Below are 19,168 nucleotides of genomic sequence, written 5' to 3'. Positions count from 1 at the left end.
CTGGTGGATCGGGTCCTGCACCGCCGGACGTGGATGGGACCGGTAATGCCAGGTCCCGCGCGACACGCCCGCCAGCTTGAGCGCTGTCCGCTGGGAGCCGACGATCACATGCAGCTCCAGGACAAGACTGTTCTCAGCCGCTATGAATCGTTCTGAGCGCTCGTCGGGGTTGTATCGGGCTCTGGCACGCTCAACTCGTGCAAGAGCCCGATAGCTTTTCCCAACGCAGAATTCGTATCCTCCAACTCCTGCACCCGCTTCTGGAGTTTCTCGACTTCGGCACGGTGGGCAGCAATTTCCTTCGCGCGTGCTTTTTCAAACGCGGAGAGTTCACGATTCGTTGGGACCATGGCTCCATGTTCCCGCGGAATCAGGCCGCGGTCGATATCGCCCTGGAGCATCATCTTGCGCCACCTGCGGAACGTCCATTCGGAAATGGACCTGAAGGCAAGCCACTCCTTTCTGGTCCCGTGCGGCTGCAAATAATACTCATGCAAGAACTCACGGATCTCTTCACGCGTAAAACCCTTGTTATCAACAGGCATCGCCGGCTCCTTAAATCAACAGGTAATGAATGACTCACAACCAGCCTGACGGAGAGGGAGCGTCGGCCGAAACGGCGCATCAAGTGAGAGAGCGTCGGCCGAAACGGCGCAGGAACTGCCAGAGCGTGGGGCGTAGAGTTGGCGTCCATGGATAACCTTTTCAGCCACGCGGACGCGTCGATCCCTGAAGGCAACGAGGCAGCGGCAGAACTGGATCCGGTCATCTGCACCGTGGTGGTGCCTGGTCCGGTAGCGCGGGCCTTTGCCGGCTTCACGGACCACGCCCATCTGTGGTGGCCGATGGAATCCAACAGCGTATTCGGGGCGGGCTCCTACGTTGAATTCGAGGACATCCTCATCCTGGAAACCGCTGACGACGGCAGGACGGCTGTCTGGGGCACCATCGATGACTGGCAGCCGCCCCTGTCCTTCCACGCCTCCTGGCACCCCGGCACGACCGCTCTGTGGTCCACCGAGCTGAGGGTCGCCTTCCGCGCCGTTGCGGACGGCACGGAAGTGCGGCTGGTCCAGGACGGCTGGGAGGGCGCCGAGGACCCGCACGCGACATGGATGGCTGCCGCGGGCAGCTGGCCTCTGGTTTTGGATCGCTTTGTACGCTTTATGGGCGGCCAGGTGTCCTAGCCCTGCGCGGGCGGTACGGCCGTGCTGGAGCGGACCAGGAACTCTGTGGGGTATTCGTGGTCAGTGGCCGCAGGAGCCGGTGCGGTGCGCCTGGTGCCGGGCTTGGCGCCGTCGTCGAGCGTTTCCAGCAGCATGCGGGCAGCGAGGGCACCCTGGCCGCGGGCATCCTGGTTGATGGTGGTGAGCCCAAAGACTTCGCCGAGTTCGTGACCGTCCATGCCGATGACGGACAGATCCTGGGGCACGCGCAAACCGAAATCGCGGGCGGCGAGGATGGTGCCGATGGCCATTTCGTCGGACGCGGCAAACACGGCGGTGGGGCGCTCGGACGCGGTGGCCAGCAGGTTGCGGGCCCTCGCGTAGGCGCCCTGGATGGTGAAGTCCGCCGAGACCTCCCATTCAGGCCTGACTGCATGCCCGGCGTCGGCCATCGCCGCTTTGAAGCCGGACTGGCGGAGACCAGGGAGCTTGAAGTCCCTGTTCAACTCGGCGTCGCCCGTTAGGTGTGCGATGCGGGTGTGCCCCAGCCCGATCAGGTGTTCAGTGGCTCGGCGGGCGAGGCGGGCGTCGTCAATCCTGATGGTGGATGCCCCGTCCAGCGCTCCGCCGATGCCCACGATGGGCCGGCGGATGGCCAGCAGCTGCTTGATCTCCGCCTCGCTGAGAACCAATGCCACGGCGATGACAGCATCGAGCCGTTTTCGCAGCAGGAAGTCAGCCAGGACGCTTTGGCGCCGTGCAGGCTGATCGCCCACGTTGTAGAGGGTGAGGTCGTATCCGGCGTCCAGCAGCGCTGCGGACACCCCTTCAACCACCGAAGAGAAATACCAGCGGTTGACCGAGGGCACAACCAGCCCTATGTTGTGGCTCCGGCCGGACGCCAGACTGGAGGCATGGTAGGAGGGAACGAAGCCCAGCTCGTCGGCTGCCGCCTGCGCCAGCTGCCGGCTCTTCGTGGAAACGTTTGCCTTGCCGCTGAGTGCCCGCGAGACCGTGGCGATCGAGAGCCCTGCGCGGTCGGCAACGTCCTTGATGCCCGCAAGCCCCACTATTCCGGGCCGCCGCCGTCAATTCGCAGCCAAGCTGTCTCCCCGCTGGCCAGGAAACGGCCGGAACCGGGTTCCGCGCTGCGGAGCAGCAGTTCGCCAACGGGCAGTTCCAGGGGCTCGTGGTTGAGATTCATGACCACCAGCGTAGCGCCGTTGAGGTACGCCAGGGACGAACCACTGCACCAGTCTTCAACCCAGGCCAGGGATCCGCTGCCCAGGCCCAGTTCGCGGCGCAGGGCCAGCATGTTCCGGTATAGGGAAAGGTGCGACGACGGCGATGCGGCCTGGGCGTCCCGCGCCAGTTCCGTGAAGCTCGCCGGGAGGGGGAGCCAGGGATCCTGGCCGGAGCCGAAGCCCAAGTGCTGCTCTTCGGCGCGCCACGGGAGGGGCACCCGGCAGCCGTCGCGGCCAAGGCGTTCCCCGCCGGTGCGCGCGAACGTTGGATCCTGGCGCAGGTGCTCAGGGATGTCGATGCCGTCCGGAAGGCCAAGTTCCTCTCCCTGATACAGGTATGCGGCACCCGGCAGCCCGAGCATGAACATGGAGGCGGCAGCGGCGCGGCGCCTGCCGAGGCCGGTGTCCGGCTGCGGATCCGCCGGGCCGATGCCGTCACCGTCACGGGGGCCGTGGCCGTTGTAGCCGAAGCGGGATGCATGCCTGACGACGTCGTGGTTGGAGAGTACCCACGTGCTGGGCGCGCCCACGCCGTTCAGGACTGTCAGGGAATCGGTGATGACACCCCGGAGCCGGTGAACGTCCAGGCCGGCGTGCAGGTAAGGGAAGTTGAAGGCCTGGTGCATTTCGTCGGGCCGGACCCAGTGGGCAAGGCGGTCCAGGTCCACGCTGGCTTCCGCGCACAGGATCCTGTCCGGACCGTACTCGTCAAGGATCCTGCGCCAGGTCCGGTAGATATCGTGGACAGCCGGCTGGCCGAACATGGGGGCCTCATGGCCGGGGAAACCGTCCGAGCTGCCGCCGTCGGCCCGTCCGCCCCAGGCGGGCAGGCCGGGGGCCTTGACCAGTGCGTGGGCAACGTCCACCCGGAACCCGGACACTCCGCGGTCCAGCCAGAAACGGAGCACCCGTTCAAATTCGGCGTGGACGGCGGCGTTGTCCCAGTTAAAGTCCGGCTGGGAAGAATCAAAGAGATGCAGGTACCACTGGTCCGGCTGGCCGTCAGGGGCAATGACCCGCGTCCAGGCCGGTCCGCCGAAGTGGGACTGCCAGTTGTTCGGCGGCTCATGCCCCTCGACGCCGGTTCCGTCACGGAAGATGAACATGTCCCGCTCAGGGCTTCCGGCCGGGGAGGCAAGGGCCGCCTGGAAAGCCGCGTGCTGGTCCGAGCAGTGATTGGGAACAAGGTCCACAATGACGCGCAGGCTCAGCCGGTTTGCTTCAGCCATCATCACGTCGAAGTCCTGCAGGGTCCCGAAGATCGGATCCACATCGCAGTAGTCGCTGACGTCGTAGCCTGCATCGCGCTGCGGTGACCGGTAGAACGGGGACAGCCACACGGCGTCGACGTCAAGGTCGGCCAGATGCGGCAGTTCCTCCGTGATTCCCGCAATGTCCCCGATGCCGTCACCGTTGAGGTCGCGGAAAGACCGCGGGTACACCTGGTAGATGACGGCAGAGCGCCACCAGCCCGGAGCCTTGTCAGCGGCGTGGATGAGGGTGAGCGGACCCGTCAGGGCGGCTGTGGCAGAGATCACGGTATCTACAGACATGGGAGCCAGCTTAGACGCGCAGGCCGTGAAAATGAAAACGCTTCCAGTGTTGCTATTCGTGGCGTAGCTACGTCAGTGGGCAAGGAGGCCGCTGACATGTGGAAACGCTTGCAGGCGCGCCCGCCGACACATTACTCATGAGTAAGGTAATGTGCACGCAACCTAGACTGGTACAGACATTTACGACGACGGAACCGGAGGCTGCGTGGGCAGCATAGTTGACGAGCTGGTGACCGCTCTTGGCGGCGGACAGGTCAGTACCGAACCGGACGTATTGGCCAGGTATGCGGTGGACCAAGCCCCGGTGCTGGACTTCCACTTGCCGGAAGCCGTGGTCTTTGCCCGCTCCGTCAGCGACGTCCAGGCCCTCGTCAGGCTCTGTGCCGCGAACGGCGTTTCGGTCGTAGCCCGCGGGGCGGGTACTGGCGTTTCCGGCGGGGCGCATGCCAGCAGGAACTCCGTGATCCTGTCCCTGGAGCTGATGAACCGCATCCTTGAGCTGAATCCGGACGACGAGACCGCCGTCGTCGAACCCGGCGTGATTAACGCCGCCCTGAACGACGCGGCGGCTGCCTACGGCCTGATGTACGCGCCGGATCCGGCGAGCTTCCGCACGTCAACGATCGGCGGCAACGTGGCCACCAATGCCGGCGGCCTGCGCTGCGCCAAGTACGGCGTCACCAGGGATTCGGTCCTGGCGCTGGACGTGGTGTTGGCCGATGGCTCGCTCATCCATACCGGCCACCAGACGTTCAAGGGGGTGGCGGGCTACGACCTCACCGGGCTGTTCGTCGGTTCGGAGGGGACGCTGGGGATCGTGGTGGGGGCAACCGTGCGGCTCAAATACCTTCCCCGCGACGTGCACACGATCGCCGCGTTCTACCCGGACTTCAGGCAGGCGGCCGCAGGAGTTTTGGCCGTTGGCCGGGCACGGGTGCAGCCGGCCATCATGGAACTGCTCGACGGCGGCACGCTCGCCCAGTTGGATGCGCTCCACGGTTCCGATCTGAGCTCCCGCGGCCTTTCACTGCTCCTGATCCAGACGGATGGGTTCGGGGCTGAGGCGGAGGCCGACGTCGTCCGTTCGGTCCTTGCTGACGGCGGTGCCGTGGTCAGCAAGGAGTCCACTGCGGAGGCTGAGCAGCTCGTGGAGCTGCGCCGGAACAGCCGCGGCGTGGAGGTGGATGACGAATACCGGGTGGGCGAGGACGTGGCCGTCCCACGGTCGCGGCTGGTGGACTACATTGCCGTTCTCGAGGGACTGGCCGCCACCCACGGCGTGAGCCTGAAGGTGGTGGCCCATGCAGGGGACGGCAACCTGCACCCCACCTTCTGGATCGACCGGGATGGCGCGGCCGTGGATGCAGGCGCGATGGACAGGCTGAACCTTGCGCTGGATGGCTCGGTGGCGGCTGCCCTGGAGATGGGCGGCACCATCACCGGCGAGCACGGGATCGGACAGTACAAGCTGCGCTGGCTCGGCCTGGAGCAGCCGGAACCGGTCCGGGAGCTTCAGCGCAGAATCAAGGATCTGTTCGACCCGGCCGGCATCCTCAACCCGGGCAAGGCAATTTAGCCCAACCGGGTTAACTGCTCCGGATCGCTGACTCTCAGTCGTCCACGTCCGGGTATTCCTCGATCGATTCGTCGGCGCCGTACCTGGACTCTTCGGTCTCCACTTCCAGGATCTTCAGCAGCCCGGTGTCCGGGTTGAGCATGATGGCGGCCTCGTCCCGGCGGTGGCGCAGGATGGAATCGATGTAAGACTGCACGGCCTCCGCCAGCGGGATGTGCCGCTCCTGCTTTTCGGACATGTACCAGCGGTGTTCCAGGACTTCGTGGACGGCCTCTGCAGGCTCCAGCTTGCGGGAAAGGTCCCGCGGGATGGAGCGCACAATGGGCTCGAAGACCTGGCTCACCCAGAGGTGGGCACTGTATTCCTCGTCCATCTCCGGGTTGTTGTCCGCGCGGAAGGTGTCCATGTCATTGAGCAGCCGCCTGGCCTGGTTCTCCTGGGCGTCGAGCCCGGTGAGGCGCAGGAGCCGGCGCTGGTGGTGGCCGGCGTCCACCACTTTGGGCTGGAGCTGGATGGTGGAACCGTTCTGGGTGGTCTTGATGGCATATTCCTCGACGTCGAAGCCGAGTTCATTGAGCCGCCGGATCCGGGCGCCCACCCGCCACCGTTCGCCGAGTTCGAAGGACTCCTTTTCGGTCAGCTCGGCCCAGAGGCGGCGGTAGCTTTCCATGATGAGTTCGCTGGTGGCCACGGGGTCCACCTTTTCCTCGATCAGGCCGCCGTCCAGGAGGTCCATCAGTTCACCGGCGATGTTGACCCGGGCGATCTCGAGATCGTATTCGCGCTGGCCGGTGGAGAGATCGGGGTAGAGCTCACCGGTCTCGGCATCCACGAGGTAGGCGGCGAACGCGCCTGCGTCGCGGCGGAACAGCGTGTTGGAGAGCGAGACGTCGCCCCAGTAGAAACCGATGAGGTGCAGCCGCACCATCAGCAGGGCCTGGGCATCGATGAGCCGGGTCAGGGTGTCCTTGCGCAGCATCTGCGAGAACAGGGCTCGGTAGGGCATGGAGAATTTCAGATGCCGCGTGACCAGGACGGGGTTCAGCGGACGGCCGTCCAGGGTGGTCCGGCCGGTGATGACCGCCACCGGGACGACGCAGGGGACATCCAGCCTGGCAAGCTTGCGGAGCATGTGGTATTCGTGGCGGGCCACATGCTCGGAGGTCTCCTTGATGGCAATGACGGAGCCGCCGAGGTGGGCGAAACGCACAATGTGGCGGGAGATACCGCGGGGGAGGGCTGCCAGGTTTTCCGCCGGCCAGTCCTCCAGGGCGACATGCCACGGCAGGTCCAGGAGTTCGGGCTCGGCCGCGGCGGCCGTGATGTTCAGCGAGCTGGAGACGGCTGCAAGTTTGGAGTCGTTGGCGCTGGCCGCCTCGAACCGCGGCAGTTTGCCCACCTGTGCGTAGTCGGTGGGTTCATCGTGCCACTGTGCGCTGTTTTCATCGGTCATAGGTCAATTCTTCCGTACATTGGGGTGGCCTGGGGCAACGGGCTCAAATGCCGACGAGCACAAACGCCGACGGCGGCCCTCCCGGTGTGGGGAGAGCCGCCGTCGGTCAGGCGCGATCAGCGGTGGGGACTAGCCGCCCAGGCGCAGGCCGGTCTTGGTGTCGAAGAGGTGCACGTGGCCCGACTGCGGGCGGACGTAGATGGAGTCACCCTTCAGCGGAGGACGGCGGCCATCGACGCGGGCCACGATATCGTGCTCCTTGCCGTCAAGCGTGGTGTGGCCGTAGACATAGGCGTCGGCGCCGAGTTCTTCAACAACGTCAACCTCGACCTTGAGGCCCTCACCCTGCGGTGCGGTCTCGAGGTCTTCGGGGCGGGAGCCCAGCGTTACGGTGCTGCCGTGTGCTTCTTCGAGGACGTCGCGCGGCACCGGGTAGACCGTTCCGCCGAACTGGACGCCGCCGTCGACGACGGGGAGCTCGAGCAGGTTCATGGCGGGGGAGCCGATGAAGCCGGCGACGAAGACGTTCTTCGGCTTGTCGTAGAGGTTGCGCGGGGTGTCAACCTGCATCAGCAGGCCGTCCTTCAGCACAGCCACGCGGTCGCCCATGGTCATTGCCTCGACCTGGTCGTGGGTCACGTAGACCGTGGTGACGCCGAGGCGGCGGGTCAGGGATGCGATCTGCGTGCGGGTCTGGACGCGGAGCTTGGCGTCAAGGTTGGACAGCGGCTCATCCATGAGGAAGACCTGCGGGTTACGCACGATGGCGCGGCCCATGGCAACACGCTGGCGCTGACCGCCGGAGAGTGCCTTCGGCTTGCGGTCCAGGTAAGGCTCAAGGTCAAGAAGCTTGGCGGCTTCACGGACACGCTCGGCGCGCTCTTCCTTGGAGACGCCGGCGATCTTCAGCGCGAAGCCCATGTTGTCCGCAACGGTCATGTGCGGGTACAGGGCATAGTTCTGGAAGACCATGGCGATGTCGCGGTCTTTCGGGGGAACGTCGGTGACGTCGCGATCGCCAATGAGGATACGGCCGGCGTTGACGTCCTCAAGGCCTGCGAGCATGCGCAGGGAGGTGGACTTACCGCAACCGGAGGGTCCAACGAGGACCAGGAATTCGCCATCGGCGATTTCAATGTTGAGCTTGTCAACAGCGGGCTTCTCTGTGCCCGGGTACAGACGCGTAGCGTTATCAAAAGTAACTGTAGCCACAGTTATCAATCCCTTCACCGGCAGGTACGTGCCGAACGATCCGTTGTGAATGGTTCATGTTTGTTCAGTTGTCCACGGCATTGCAGCCGCGTACTCCCCGGCCGAAGCCGAGGAGTATCGCGTGACGCCGCACGGTTCTTGTGCGCCACATCACAACCAAGAGTATGTCAGACGAATGACAAAACGTTGCGAATGTTACGAAGCTCACATGTGAGCTCCGCCAAGCCGGCGGTCCTTAGGCGTCGCCGGGCTCCTCTTCGGCCACCACCAGGCTCCGCTCTTGCAGGAGGGCTTCCAGCAGTTCCGCCACATGGACGGGTGCCTCCACGCGGAACTCGGCCTGCGTGAAATCCAGGCCCACCTTGATGCCAACGTCACCTGGTTCGAGGCGGGCCAGGGCGTCCTCGTCCGTGGCGTCGTCGCCGGCGAAAAGGACAGCGGTGGCGCCGGTGATCTGCCGCAGGAAGGTCAGGCCCTCGCCCTTGGATGCGTTGACCACTGAGGTCTCCAGGACGCGCTTGCCGTTCTTCAGGAAGACGCCCTTGCGGTCCTGCAGCACGGCGCGGGCCGCGGCAACTGCATCCTCTGCGACGTCGTCCGTTGCGAGCCTGGTGTGCAGGACAACGCCGGCCGGTTTGTCCTCCAGCAGCGTTCCGGGGGCCTGCTCAACAATGTCCTCGAGGACGCTGCGGACTTCGGCGAGCAGTTGGCGCTGGTCCTCGTCCAGGGTCAGCTCCGTGGATCCGGGGCCCAGCCACGCTTCGGCGCCGTGGCTGCCGATGAGCAGGGTGTCCACGGGCGGCGAAGCCACCGCGCGCAGGCTGGCGAGGGCCCTGCCGGAGATGAGTGCCGTCGTCGTACGCGGCAGGGCAGCCAGCCCGGCCATGGCCACCGCCGAACGCCGGAGCGGGCGGGCGTCGTCGGCATGGTCGACGATCGGGGCGATGGTGCCGTCGAAGTCCATGGCCACCAGCAGGTGGTCCGTCCGGGCGATCCGCTGGAGGGCTTGGCGGAGTTCCGGGGACAGGGTCAGCGGGCCTTTGGCGTGGCGGGCGTCAGGAGTCATCGCGCACAACTTTCTCGTTCAGGGCGTTGAGGAAATCAGCTGACCAATGGTCGACGTCGTGCTCAAGGATCTGCTTGCGCATGGACCGCATGCGGCGGCCTGCGTCCCTCGGGGACATGTTGACCGCCTGCATGATGGTGTCCTTGAGGCCGTCAATGTCGTGCGGGTTCATGAGCAGGGCCTGCTTGAGTTGGTCCGCGGCGCCGGCGAATTCACTGAGGACCAGGGCGCCGTCGTTGTCCTTGCGGGCGGTGACGTACTCTTTGGCCACGAGGTTCATGCCGTCCCGGAGCGCCGTAACGAGCATGACGTCGGCGGCGAGGTACAGTGCCACCATTTCTTCCACGGGGTAACTGTGGTGGAGGTAGCGGACCGCCGTGTTCTCAATGGTGTCGTAGGTGCCGTTGATGTGGCCAACGGTTCCCTCGACCTCCTCGCGCAGCAGCCGGTACTGCTCCACGCGCTCGCGGCTGGGGCTGGCCACCTGGATCAGCGTGGCCTCACCTACCTTGAGCTTGCCTTCATGGAGGAGTTCCTCGTAGGCCTTGAGCCGGTGCCGGATGCCTTTGGTGTAATCGAGCCGGTCCACGCCCAGAAGAATGGTCTTGGGGTTGCCGAGGTCCTGCCGGATCTGCCGGGCGCGCTCGATGATCTCCGGGTTATTGGCAAGCTCGGTGATGTGGGCAACATCAATCGAGATGGGGAAGGCCTGTGCACGGGCGATGTGCGTGATTCTGCCGTCCTGGCCCTTGACGTGCACCTGCTGCTGTTTCACGCTGGCGCCCAGGAACCGGCGGGCAGAGCGCATGAAATTGCCGGCGTCGCTGGGCCGCTGGAAGCCCACCAGGTCCGCGCCCATCAGTCCGTCGATGATGGCGTGGCGCCAGGGAAGCTGGGCGAAGATCTCCGGCGGCGGGAACGGGATGTGGTTGAAAAATCCGATCCGCAGGTCAGGCCGCGCTTCGCGCAGCATCCGCGGCACCAGCTGCAGCTGGTAGTCCTGGATCCACACTGTTGCGCCGTGGTCGGCGTGGCGTACGACGGCGTCGGCGAACCTTCGATTGACCTTGCGGTAGGCGTCCCACCAGGTCCGGTGAAACTCCGGCGGGGCGATGACGTCGTGGTAGAGCGGCCACAGCGTGGCGTTGGAGAACCCCTCGTAGTAGAGCTCGACGTCGTCGGTGCTCAGCTGCACCGGGACCAGGTCCATGCCGCCGTGACTGAAGGGTTCCACGGTTTCATCCGGTGCGCCGTGCCAGCCCACCCAGGCGCCGTCGGTTTTGGTCATCATGGGTGCGAGGGCCGTCACCAGGCCTCCGGGGGAGCGGCGCCAGCCCGAGCCGTCGTCGCCGCTCTCCCCGGGAGCGGTGCGGTCGACGGGCAACCTGTTGGACACCACCATGAAGTCGTATTTGGTGGCATGGCCGTGGCTGTGCGCGGCCGGGCCGGTTTCAGTTCCGGCTGACGGTTTTTCCTGGACAGGTGATTGCATTGCGGCCCCCTGGGGTTGCTTGTGCCTCTAAGCAACCCTAATAGGATGGAATCTTCGGGGCTATTCGTCCGTTGGTCAATGGGGCGGAATACTTGAAGGCGCAAGCTCTCAGCTTTCTGCCCTAAAATGATGGAGTCGCCACAGAGTGGTCCCCCTATGTCGATCGACCCAAGGAACACATGAGCCCCGCAAATGAAATACGCAAGTCCAAAGCTGAGCGCACCTCGGAGGCGCGCGAAAAGGCGCGGCTGATCCGCGAGGCCCAGCTTAAAAAGGACAAGCGCAATAAGCTGCTCATCGGCTGGGGCATTGTGGTGGCCGTTGTGGCCATCCTGGCGATTGTGGCATTGGTGGTCACCACCAGCATCCGGCAGAACACCCCCATTGCGGACCAGGGCCCCGTGCCCGCCAGCGCCAACGTCAACGGCGGTGTGACCCTGCTGGCCAACACCGAGGTGAAGAAGACGGACGCAGCCACCGTGGACATGGGCAACCTTCCGCCCAAGCCGGACACATTGCCCAGCCCCGTTGTGGCCCCCGGTGCTGAAGCTGAGGCCGGGCAGCCGGTCAAGGTGATCGCCTACATCGACTTCATCTGCCCCGTGTGCCTGCGGTTCGAGAACACCTACAACGAGGCCCTCACCACCCTGCGCAACGAAGGCAAAATCACCATGGAGTACCGGCCCCTGGGCTTCCTGGACCGCCAGTCCAGCACCAACTACTCCTCACGCGCCGCCAACGCGGCGGCCTGCGTAGCTGACAAAGCACCGGACAAGTACGCCGAATACGTCAATGTGCTCTTCGCCAACCAGCCCGCTGAAGGCGGAGCAGGCCTCTCGGATGACAAGCTGAAGTCCCTTGCCTCGGACATCGGCGCGGACATCAACAGCTGCGTAGATGAGAAGACCTTCCGTCCCTACGTGAAGTACTCCACCGAGCTGGCCTCGAACACGGGGATCACCGGAACGCCCACCGTTTTTGTTGACGGCAAGAAGTGGGAAGGCACCACCGATCTGAACGCCGACATCCAGGCCGCGATCGACGCCAAGGCCTAAGCCTTCTTCGTCACCCTTAGGGCCCGCCTCCGAAACATTCCGGGGGCGGGTTTCTTTTTGTGCTTTTCTGCCCTTTGGCGCCCTCGCCGGGGCTGCGGTTTTTACCAGCGGCCGGACTTGGGCTAACCTTATCTAGCGCCGTTGCGGCGCACGCCCCGCGTGGGCGCGCCTCCTTAGCTCAGTTGGCCAGAGCACCGCTCTTGTAAAGCGGGGGTCGTCAGTTCGAATCTGACAGGAGGCTCCGTCTTGTGGCTTTGACCTGTGGCGCCGGCTGCCGTCGCCGTCCGGGCGGCAGTTAGTCTTCGTACCCTTAAGACCTTGAGTGGTCAGCGCGTTCAAGCAGCCGTGACACCACGTAGCCGCAAACGAGTCCCCAAAACGCCGGGTGGATATTGAAGAGACTCATGCCGGAGATGGTCACGACGAATGTCACCAGGGACCCCAGCGTGAAGGCCGTGGCGAAGGCAGTGACAAAGGCCTGCTGAAGCGCCCGCAGCATCGCAATGCCGCCCAGGGCAAGGATGAATTCCTTCGGTGTGGCGAGCATGAGCCGGGTGAGCGCCGGGGCCAGCAAAGCGCAGGCCATGGCCAGTAAGCCGAACACCACGGCAGCGGTGTACTGGCGCTGCCGTGTTCCCGAGGACGTTATGAGGGCGTTGGTAGGGCCCGTCACGCACGCTGACACAGCGCCGCAGCATGCATTGAGCACCGAAAACGCGCCCGAGGCGATCGCGAAAACGTTGACCGGCGGATTGTGGCCGGCGGCCCGAAGAACGGCGATGCCTTGGCCATTCTGAACGAACAGCACGGTAACAGCCAGGGGAACAACGAGCTCGAGCTGGGCGGCCCAGGTGAACTCGGGAACGGTGAAGACCGGGGTGGCCAGAATCGGCCCGCCCCCTGTGAAAGAGAATTGCCCACTTGCCGCCACAGCGATGCACCCAACGGCTAGCGTTCCCAGCACCGGTGGAAGGAACCGGCCAAGTGCCGGTATGGCCGCCAGGATCAGGAATGCGACCACCATGGGCGCCGCCACCACGGGATTCGCCTGCGTGGAGACAACGATGTCCGTGCCGAATTTTAGAAAGACAGCGGCCACCATGGACATGACAATGGGCATCGGAACCACTGCCATGATCCGCCGCACCACTCCGGAGGCGCCCAGCGCGAGGACGAGAATTCCGGACGTGAAGAAGGCCCCCACCACTTCGGCAAAGGAAAGGTGCTGAAGGGACGGACCCAGAAGCACCGTTCCGGGAATGGACCAGGCGAAGCCCAGGGGCTGTCGATAGAGGAGGGACATGACCACGGTGGCTGCTCCGCCGGAAAAGAGGATGCCAAACACCCACGACGCGAGTTGAGCTTCGGTGAGTCCTCCCGCCGCTCCCACAGCAAGGGTGACGGCAATGGGGCCGGAGGCGGAGAAAATGAGGCCGATCATTCCATTGGAAACATAGGGCAGGCCCAGATCGCGGAAGACCTGCCGAATGCCCGCTGGGCGGACACCCGGGCGCTCCAGCAGGGGCTGGGGTGCCTGAGCCGCAACAGTTTCCGAATGAGGGACGGCGGCGGGTGGGTCCTGGCGGGATGAAACCATTCGGGCTCCTCTAAACGACGGCAAAAAAATGAAGGCGCCCGGGAGTTTGCACTCCAGGGCGCCTTCAGTACCGGGCCGGGCGCCGGCAACGATTCCCAGCTGTGGTTCCTACTTGTGCTGGCCTTCCTTGGCGAGGACGTAGTCGTAGACCACTTCTTCGCCTGCCCCACCGTCGGTGCGGGGCTTGGGGTCGAGCATAAGCTCGGGCTTGACTGCCGACGCGATGTCATCCGTGTTGTGCGGGTCGCCCGGGAAGTACAGCTGCTGGGTAACGGGCTGGAATCCCGGCGCGGAGACCTTGATATGGATGTGCGCCGGGCGCCATGCGTGCCAGCCTGCAGCGCTGATCAGCTGTCCGCAGGCCCCGTCTGTGGGGATCTGGTACGGCGCAGGGCGCATCGTGTTGATGACGAAGCGGCCGTCGTCGTCCGCCTTGACCGTGGCCCGGAAGAGCCAGTCCGGCAGACCCGGGGCGTACTGGGAGTAGAACCCGGCACTGTCGGCGTGCCAGATCTCCACTTGGGCGTTCTGGATGGGGTTGCCGTCCGTATCGGTGAAGCGGCCGCTGAAGTGCAGCGGAGTGCCCTCCTCGTCCTCACGCATTTCGACGGTGCCCGGGGTCTGCAGCACCGGTGAGCCCGGCACATAATAGGGTCCCTCGATGGTGCCCACGGTGCCGGGGCGGTCCTGGGAGTTGACGTCCTCCACGGTGTGTTCCAGCCACACGTCGAGGAACAGCGGCCATTCCCCGTCCGTTCCTACCTTGATGAGCCAGGCTTTGAGCGCGTTGTACTCCTCGTAGGTGACCTGGTGTTCGACGACGATGTCGTTGGCAGCCTTGATGAGCGCACCCGCGAGCAGGCTCACTCGTTCCTTGGACACATCCAGGTGCGAGAGCTTGCCGGAGGCAGTGAAGCGCTCAGTGGCTTTGGAGCCGGCTTCGACTGCAGTGCCCTCGTCTTCTTTGCGGGTGTCTGCTTGGGTCTCGGTCATGGTGATGTCCAAACTCCTCTTTGAATATTGGGGGGGGATGTCTGTTCATCGTAGATCTCAAATAAGGACGCTACAAATATCGATTTAGCTGGTTTTCTGTCAAAAAGGCGACATAAAGGCACCCTTGGTCGAACCTAGGTATTTACCTGATGTGAGAGCTATCACGGTAAGCAAGACTTGGCTGACAAACTCCTGGGCATGACCGCGCGCTTGCGGGACCACCCAGCCCATCCGTCCAGCACTCACCAATGAAGGAGCAGCCATGAGCGAAAACATGAACCATGTCCGCGAGGTCCTTGCCGACGCCGTGATCGACGACCGTGAGAACGGCATCATCCGGGCCAAGCGCGAGATTTTCACAGATGAAGAGATCTTCGAATTGGAGATGAAGCACATCTTCGAGGGCAACTGGGTTTACCTCGCCCACGAATCCCAGATTCCCAATGTGGGGGACTACTTCACCACCAACATCGGCCGCACTCCTGTGATGATCACCCGGGACAAGGACGAAAACCTCAACTGCATCGTCAACGCATGCTCGCACCGCGGCGCGATGCTGTGCCGCCGCAAGACGGACAACCGCACCACGTTCACCTGCCCGTTCCACGGCTGGACGTTCAAGAATTCCGGTGAACTGCTCAAGGTCAAAGACTCCCGCAATGCCGGCTACCCGGAATCCTTCAACAAAGAAGGGTCCCACGACCTCACCAAGGTTGCCCGGTTCGAGTCCTACCGGGGCTTCCTCTTTGGCTCATTGAAGGCTGACGTTCTCCCGCTCGAAGAGCACCTGGGTGACGCCACCAAGGTGATCGACTCCATCGTGGACCAGTCCCCGGAGGGATTGGAGGTGCTGCGCGGCGCGTCTACGTACACCTACGACGGCAATTGGAAGGTGCAGGCGGAAAACGGCGCCGACGGCTACCACGTCACCGCAGTGCACTGGAATTACGCCGCCACCACGGCACGCCGCACGGCCGGCGACTCCGCGAACAAGACCAAGGCCATGGACGCCGGCAAATGGGGCAAGGTCAAGGGCGGCTTCTACTCCTACGACCATGGACACCTGCTGCTGTGGCAGGAATGGACAAACCCGGAGGACCGCCCCCTGTGGGACCGCCGCGAGGAGCTCGTTGCCAAGTATGGCGAGGAGATGGCCAACTTCATGATCAACATTTCGCGGAACCTCTGCCTGTACCCGAACGTCTACATCATGGACCAGTTCTCCTCGCAGATCCGCCACTTCCGTCCCATCTCCGCGGACCAAACCGAGGTGACCATCTACTGCATCGCCCCCAAGGGCGAATCCCAGGAGAACCGGTCCAAGCGCATCCGCCAGTACGAGGATTTCTTCAACGCCACAGGCATGGCCACACCGGACGACCTCGAGGAGTTCCGGTCCTGCAACAAAACCTACTGGGCCACCTCGGCGCCCTGGAACGACATGACCCGCGGATCCACCCACGAGATAGCGGGCCCTGACGAGCAGGCCAAGGCACTGGGGATGACCAGGGTCATCGCTTCCGGGGTGCGAACCGAGGACGAGGGGCTCTACCCGATCCAGCACGGGTACTGGAAGGAAGTGATGGATCGGGCCCTGGCGGAGCAAGAGCTTTCCGCCCTGGACGCCGTCCCCGTCACCGCCTGACCCAGACCAGCTCGAACCAGAGAGAGTGCATTCGCCATGACCAACCTGACAAAGCCCGCTGCCGCGCTCAAGAGCGCCGAGGAGATCGCGACCCTCGAAACCGTCCGTGCCTTCCTGTACAAGGAGGCCCGCCTGCTGGATGACCGCCAGTTCGATGAGTGGCTCCAGTGCTACCACCCGCACTCGGAGTTCTGGATGCCTGCATGGAACGTCGATGACCGGCTGACCGGGGACCCGCAGAACGAGATTTCGCTCATTTACTATGACAACCGCGGCGGCATTGAGGACCGCGTTTTCCGGATCAAGACGGACCGGTCCTCGGCCACGTCCCTCCCGGAGCCCCGCACCGGGCACAACATCACCGACGTCGAAATCATGGAGCACGACGGCGACCAGGTGAAGGTGCGCTTCAACTGGTTCACCCTGTACTTCCGGTATAACACCACGGACACGTACTTCGGCACCAGCTATTACACGATCGACCTCGCCGGCGCCGAGCCGGTCATCATGAAAAAGAAGGTCGTCCTCAAGAACGACTACATCCACCACGTAGTGGACGTCTACATGATCTGACGGCCCCGCGCCGGTGCCGGCATGTGTCCGGCACCGGCCTTGGACGTCTCCAAACACGTGCCCCAGGGCATATCTGCACTTTCCGGGCCGCATCGACGCGGCCCCAACCAGGAGGAAACCATGGGCCACAAAGTTGCCCTCAGCTTCGAAGACGGCGTCACCAAAGTCATCAAGGTCGGTGACTACGAGACCGTGATGGACGCCGCGTATAAAGCGCGGATCAACATTCCCTCGGACTGCCGTGACGGTGCCTGCGGCACCTGCAAGGCCTTCTGCGACTCCGGCTCCTTCGACCCGGGTGACTACATTGACGATGCGATGACAGAGGACGAGCTCGAAAAGGGCTACCTGCTGACCTGCCAGGCGGTTCCCGAATCGGATCTCGCCATTCAAATCCCCGCCACGTCCGAATCGGCGAAAACGGGAGCCACCACCTTCACCTCAACCGTGAAGGAACTCAACAAGCACTCGGAATCCACCGTCTCCTTCACTCTGGAAGTGGAAAACCGGGATGCGCTGGCCTTCCTGCCGGGCCAGTACGTCAATATCAAGGTCCCCGGAACCGATGCGGAGCGTTCCTATTCGTTCAGCAGCGGCCCTGAGGTCCAGGATTCCTCCTTCATGGTGAGGGTGACACCACAGGGTGCGATGTCCGAGTATCTGCGTGACCGGGCGGCCGTGGGCGACACCATCGAGTTCACCGGCCCGTACGGATCCTTCTTCCTGCGTGAGCCCAAGCGGCCCCTGCTGCTTCTGGCAGGCGGTACCGGCCTGGCCCCGCTTATGTCCATCCTCGAGAAGCTCTCTGAAACCCCGGCGTCGATACCTGTCCACCTGATCTACGGACTGACGCGCGAGGCTGACATCGTCGGCCTCGAGTGGCTGCGGGGCTATGAAGCGAAGCTGCCCGAATTTACGTGGGACTACATTGCCTCCGAACCCGGCACATCCGCACCGCACACTGGCTATGTCACTCAAATCATCCAGCCGAAGCACCTGAACGACGGCGACGTCGACATCTACTTGTGCGGTCCGCCTCCCATGGTGAACGCTGTGTCGAAATGGCTGGACTCCGAGGGCATCAAGCCCGCCAACTTCTACTTCGAGCGCTTTGCCCCCAAGGAAACCACTGGCGGTGACGCGGAAACAGGTGCGCCGGCACCGGCCGAGAAGATCGCGGCAGAAGGCGACTCGATGAGCCGCAGCGAGGCCGTTTCGTCTTTGGAGACCGGCTGGCTGGATTTCCGGAAGGAGGACAGCTTCGCCCAGCTCGACGCGCGGATGGGCCTGGAGCTTGCCGTAAGCGAGCTGATGCTGGGCCGCCTGAGCGATGAACAACTGCAGCAGTTCCGCCGGCTCGCCGAAGCTACCCAGAGCTCTGTCAATGCCGGCACCATCCAGGAACCGGAGGAGTTCGCGCGGACCAATGAGGAGTTCCACGAATACCTCTTCATGGTCTGCGACAACCCCATGCTGCTCGAGTCCTACCGCCGGCTGGACGTCCACGCGCAAATGGCGGCGGCCTTCGAAACGGGAACCCGCATTTTCGAGCGGGTCAACCAGGATCATCTCGATATCGTCGATGCCTTCGAGCGCCAGGACAAAGCGCGGGTCCGCGAGGTCATCATGGCCCATGCTCACGATGCCAAGGAAACCATGGCCGTCGCCATCGACGCCAAAGCCGGCCACTGATGACGCAGCCATACGCAGGACAGTTCATCACGCCGGGCCGGTACGCCGGCAAGGTAGCTCTTGTGACCGGCTCCGCCCAGGGCATCGGCCAGAAGGTGGCCGAGCGCATTGGCGCCGAGGGCGGCGCCGTCGTCCTCGTTGACCGTGCCGAGTTGGTCCATGAGGTGGCGGGCGGGATACAGGAGGCGGCAAAGGTTTCCGGTTCAGGTGGGTCCGCCATCTCCGTGACCGCGGACCTGGAGACCTTCGCAGGAGCACAGCAAGCGGTGGACGCGGCACTGGCCGCCCACGGCCGCGTGGATGTGCTCGTTAACAACGTGGGCGGCACCATCTGGGCCCGCCCGTATGAAGAGTACGACGAGGACAAGATCGAGAAAGAGATCCGGCGCTCGCTCTTTCCCACCCTCTGGACCTGCCGGGCGGTCCTGCCGGCCATGCTGCAGCAGGGCTCCGGCACCATCGTCAACGTTTCGTCAGTAGCCACCCGCGGGATGAACCGCGTGCCGTATGCGGCGGCGAAGGGTGGAGTCAACGCCTTGACTCAATCACTGGCGATGGAGGTGGGAGGACGCGGCATCCGCGTGGTGGCGACAGCCCCCGGTGGAACCGAGGCCCCGGCCCGCAAGGTCAAGCGCGGCCCGGAGGCGGAAACCACCGTGGAGAAGGCCTGGTATCAGGTGATCGTTGACCAAACCGTCGAGTCCTCGATTTTCAAGCGCTATGGGTCTTTGGATGAACAGGCCGCCCCCATCGTCTTCCTCGGCTCAGATGAGGCGTCATACCTGACCGGAACCATCCTTCCGGTTGCCGGCGGGGACCTGGGCTGAGGCGCTGTGAAGGGATGCCGGCCG

At 64.1% G+C, this 19,168-nt stretch carries 16 protein-coding genes and 1 tRNA gene; 8 read left to right on the top strand and 9 right to left on the bottom strand.

Going from position 1 to position 19,168, the window contains the following annotated elements; genetic code table 11:
• Positions 1 to 140: 140 nt before the first annotated feature.
• Positions 141 to 545, bottom strand: a complete 405-nt coding sequence (locus ACP7AX_RS02580; protein ID WP_426225284.1) for a hypothetical protein — start codon at positions 543 to 545, stop codon at positions 141 to 143.
• A gap of 147 nt (positions 546 to 692) precedes the next feature.
• On the opposite strand from ACP7AX_RS02580, the gene ACP7AX_RS02575 reads away from it, so the two are divergent.
• On the top strand, positions 693 to 1,187 hold the full coding sequence (locus tag ACP7AX_RS02575; RefSeq protein ID WP_426225283.1) for an SRPBCC domain-containing protein: 495 nt from the start codon (positions 693 to 695) through the stop codon (positions 1,185 to 1,187).
• Here the strand turns inward: ACP7AX_RS02575 and ACP7AX_RS02570 are convergent.
• Both ACP7AX_RS02570 and ACP7AX_RS02565 read right to left on the bottom strand, forming a co-directional pair.
• Positions 1,184 to 2,236 carry a LacI family DNA-binding transcriptional regulator gene (locus ACP7AX_RS02570; RefSeq protein WP_426225282.1) on the bottom strand — a complete coding sequence of 351 codons (1,053 nt, stop codon included), beginning with the start codon at positions 2,234 to 2,236 and terminating at the stop codon, positions 1,184 to 1,186. The genes ACP7AX_RS02575 and ACP7AX_RS02570 overlap by 4 nt on opposite strands.
• Positions 2,236 to 3,963 (bottom strand): glycoside hydrolase family 13 protein, encoded by a 1,728-nt coding sequence (locus ACP7AX_RS02565; RefSeq protein ID WP_426225281.1) that lies wholly within the window; start codon positions 3,961 to 3,963, stop codon positions 2,236 to 2,238. Before ACP7AX_RS02565 ends, ACP7AX_RS02570 begins: the two co-directional genes overlap by 1 nt.
• Before the next feature lie 205 nt (positions 3,964 to 4,168).
• Between ACP7AX_RS02565 and ACP7AX_RS02560 the strand changes: the two genes are divergently transcribed.
• The gene (locus tag ACP7AX_RS02560; protein ID WP_426225280.1) at positions 4,169 to 5,539 is read left to right on the top strand and encodes an FAD-binding oxidoreductase; all 1,371 of its coding nucleotides are present in this window, start codon (positions 4,169 to 4,171) and stop codon (positions 5,537 to 5,539) included.
• A 34-nt stretch (positions 5,540 to 5,573) separates the two neighbouring features.
• Here ACP7AX_RS02560 and ACP7AX_RS02555 read toward each other — a convergent pair whose 3' ends face one another.
• The 4 genes from ACP7AX_RS02555 to ACP7AX_RS02540 form a co-directional block, all read right to left on the bottom strand.
• Complete coding sequence (locus ACP7AX_RS02555; protein ID WP_131682424.1) at positions 5,574 to 6,992, bottom strand: DUF4032 domain-containing protein; 1,419 nt, start codon at positions 6,990 to 6,992, stop codon at positions 5,574 to 5,576.
• A gap of 129 nt (positions 6,993 to 7,121) precedes the next feature.
• A complete protein-coding gene (locus ACP7AX_RS02550; RefSeq protein WP_131682423.1) occupies positions 7,122 to 8,204 on the bottom strand; it encodes a sn-glycerol-3-phosphate ABC transporter ATP-binding protein UgpC in 1,083 nt (360 codons plus the stop codon).
• A gap of 235 nt (positions 8,205 to 8,439) precedes the next feature.
• Positions 8,440 to 9,270: a trehalose-phosphatase gene (gene otsB, locus ACP7AX_RS02545; protein WP_131682422.1), complete on the bottom strand. Its 831-nt coding sequence runs from the start codon at positions 9,268 to 9,270 to the stop codon at positions 8,440 to 8,442.
• Positions 9,260 to 10,762: an alpha,alpha-trehalose-phosphate synthase (UDP-forming) gene (locus ACP7AX_RS02540; protein ID WP_426225279.1), complete on the bottom strand. Its 1,503-nt coding sequence runs from the start codon at positions 10,760 to 10,762 to the stop codon at positions 9,260 to 9,262. Before ACP7AX_RS02540 ends, otsB begins: the two co-directional genes overlap by 11 nt.
• Before the next feature lie 179 nt (positions 10,763 to 10,941).
• Here ACP7AX_RS02540 and ACP7AX_RS02535 point away from each other — a divergent pair, with 179 nt between their 5' ends.
• Positions 10,942 to 11,817, top strand: coding sequence for a DsbA family protein (locus tag ACP7AX_RS02535; RefSeq protein WP_426225278.1), 876 nt, complete (start codon positions 10,942 to 10,944; stop codon positions 11,815 to 11,817).
• A gap of 167 nt (positions 11,818 to 11,984) precedes the next feature.
• A tRNA-Thr gene (locus ACP7AX_RS02530) sits at positions 11,985 to 12,058 on the top strand.
• A gap of 69 nt (positions 12,059 to 12,127) precedes the next feature.
• Here ACP7AX_RS02530 and ACP7AX_RS02525 read toward each other — a convergent pair.
• Positions 12,128 to 13,414: a benzoate/H(+) symporter BenE family transporter gene (locus ACP7AX_RS02525; protein WP_426225277.1), complete on the bottom strand. Its 1,287-nt coding sequence runs from the start codon at positions 13,412 to 13,414 to the stop codon at positions 12,128 to 12,130.
• 108 nt (positions 13,415 to 13,522) lie between these two features.
• Positions 13,523 to 14,407, bottom strand: coding sequence for a catechol 1,2-dioxygenase (catA, locus tag ACP7AX_RS02520; RefSeq protein ID WP_426225276.1), 885 nt, complete (start codon positions 14,405 to 14,407; stop codon positions 13,523 to 13,525).
• Positions 14,408 to 14,669: 262 nt separating this feature from the next.
• Here catA and benA point away from each other — a divergent pair, with 262 nt between their 5' ends.
• The 4 genes from benA (at position 14,670) to ACP7AX_RS02500 (ending at position 19,144) form a co-directional block, all read left to right on the top strand.
• Positions 14,670 to 16,052 (top strand): benzoate 1,2-dioxygenase large subunit, encoded by a 1,383-nt coding sequence (gene benA, locus ACP7AX_RS02515; RefSeq protein ID WP_426225275.1) that lies wholly within the window; start codon positions 14,670 to 14,672, stop codon positions 16,050 to 16,052.
• 36 nt (positions 16,053 to 16,088) lie between these two features.
• The gene (benB, locus tag ACP7AX_RS02510; RefSeq protein WP_426225274.1) at positions 16,089 to 16,625 is read left to right on the top strand and encodes a benzoate 1,2-dioxygenase small subunit; all 537 of its coding nucleotides are present in this window, start codon (positions 16,089 to 16,091) and stop codon (positions 16,623 to 16,625) included.
• 120 nt (positions 16,626 to 16,745) lie between these two features.
• A complete protein-coding gene (benC, locus tag ACP7AX_RS02505; protein WP_426225273.1) occupies positions 16,746 to 18,317 on the top strand; it encodes a benzoate 1,2-dioxygenase electron transfer component BenC in 1,572 nt (523 codons plus the stop codon).
• A complete protein-coding gene (locus tag ACP7AX_RS02500; RefSeq protein WP_131682414.1) occupies positions 18,317 to 19,144 on the top strand; it encodes a 1,6-dihydroxycyclohexa-2,4-diene-1-carboxylate dehydrogenase in 828 nt (275 codons plus the stop codon). The genes benC and ACP7AX_RS02500 overlap by 1 nt, the downstream gene beginning before the upstream one ends.
• Positions 19,145 to 19,168: the final 24 nt, after the last annotated feature.

The sequence above is a fragment of the Pseudarthrobacter sp. DSP2-3-2b1 genome (assembly GCF_049895945.1).
Classification (GTDB): domain Bacteria; phylum Actinomycetota; class Actinomycetes; order Actinomycetales; family Micrococcaceae; genus Arthrobacter.
The sequence above is the reverse complement of the archived record's forward strand: the minus strand, read 5'-3'. Positions and strand labels throughout refer to the sequence as shown.